This is a genomic window from Leclercia sp. M50 (genome assembly GCF_037150775.1).
Taxonomy (GTDB): domain Bacteria; phylum Pseudomonadota; class Gammaproteobacteria; order Enterobacterales; family Enterobacteriaceae; genus Enterobacter.
Genome location: NZ_JBBCPK010000218.1, coordinates 1 through 1,744 on the forward strand (window position 1 = coordinate 1; position 1,744 = coordinate 1,744).

1 protein-coding gene is annotated in these 1,744 nt (G+C 62.3%); it reads right to left on the bottom strand.

The window, feature by feature from the left end; all coding sequences use genetic code 11:
• Nucleotides 1-231: 231 nt before the first annotated feature.
• Nucleotides 232-1,744, bottom strand: a 1,513-nt coding sequence (locus tag WFM46_RS23660) for a virulence factor SrfC family protein (protein WP_336998715.1), incomplete at its 5' end; no start/stop codon positions are given.

Genomic DNA, 1,744 nt, shown 5'->3' on the forward strand with positions numbered 1-1,744 from the left:
GCACCGCGAAGCGGCGATTTTCTTGCCGGGAGCCGGGATTGTTAAGGGGGCGGCGATAGCCCCCTTAACACGTTCACGGGTGACGCGGTTTACAGAGAAGCAAGGAAAGTATGGTGAACGGAACCACCTCCACTGCCGCATATTCCCCTCAGCCCACCGAGAGAATGGTGGATTAGAGGGGTACAGACCGCTCCTGTACCGTGTCTTACCGGCTAAGGTTCTTGCACCGTATCAGGCGAGCAAAACCTGCAACGCTCTGCGATCGTCATGGGTAATATCATGCGGATGCTGATACCCGATGTTATCAATCGCCTGGGTATAGAGCGCCACCAGCCAGTCATAGACATAGGCCGTGGCCGCATGCACCGGCTGCTCCCCCAGACGGGTCAAGCGTGGCGCAGTGCTGTTAACCACAGGCGTGACAAACACCGGCTGCCCTTTGCGGATGCGGCTGGCCGGGCGGGCGGAAGCCGGCGTCTGAGCATAGCCGACCCATCCCACAAAATTGCCGAGTGCGGCATGCAGCTGTGCAGCGCTGCTTTTATCGGTATCAACAATCTTTTTCAGCTGCACCAGCAGATTCAGACGATAGCTGGCTACCACCAGCACATCGCCAATCTGCTGCAGGATCGCGGTATCCAGCCCCAGACGGCTGGCGACGGCTTCATCCCGGCTCCACTGGCGCAGATGGTTGATCCACACCAGATGGGCCAGACGGGCTTTGTCCGTCGGCTGCAACATCTCATCGCTATCCTGGGTGCTGTCGGCAAACAGGTCAATGGCATCGGTAAACAGGCCGTTAACCTGCTCTTCGCGCGGCTGCTGCACGGCGAGCAGCGTCTCAAAGGCGCGCAGCGGCGGGAGTAACCCCTCCAGCAGCTCGCCGTGACGGGCGGCGCTCCCCTGCAGGGCACGCACCATCGCTTCGGCGGTGCCGCGCTGGGCGTCAGGATCCTGAGTCAGCGGAGCCAGATACCCCCGCATCAGCTGATGCAGTTCCCGCTGATGCTGCTGGCGTAACCCCTGTAAACGCGTCTCGCGCTGGGCGGGCAGCGTCGCCTGGGATAACCACTCAATCACCCGCTGCATACTGCTGCTGTCCAGCGCCTGCAACGTTCCCCAGTGCTGGCCGGGTTTGCCGAGCAGCTGCTGCACCGCTTCGTCGAGATTGGAACGGCGGGTAAAGCGCGCATCCTGGGGCGTAATCGCCCACACCAGCCCTGGGAGGGCGGCATCGTCGCCCGGCTGGGTCGCTTTCACCCAGTTAAGCAACATTTTCGCGGTGCGGACGGTCTGGCCGTGATGGGCAGTGGCATTGCAGATCACCAGGACGTCCGGCTGCAGCTGCTGGCGATAGTGCTCCAGTAACCACTGCAGTTTCGCCAGGGCCAGCGGTGAATCGGGCTGCGCGGACGGGGCCGGAATATCAATAATATCCACTCCGGCCAGCGCGCTGTTTTCTACCGGCAGGATCAGCTCTCGGGTGAGCAGGGCCAGCACATCCAGCGGGATGCTGATGGCGTTAAGCAGCTCGCCGTTGTGCAGCGGGTGCAGTACCGCCTGCTGGACCTCCGGCAGGGCGATATCACCCCGGGTGAGGAACCCTTCGGTCGGCAGGCCAAAATTATCCACCAGCAGGCTCAGCGGAGCCGCCAGCGCCTGGGCGTGGCTGGTCTGGTGCAGAATTTGCGCCAGCTTGAGCCACTGCTGGGTCAGCTCCTGCTGTTCGCCCCACAGTAAGGAC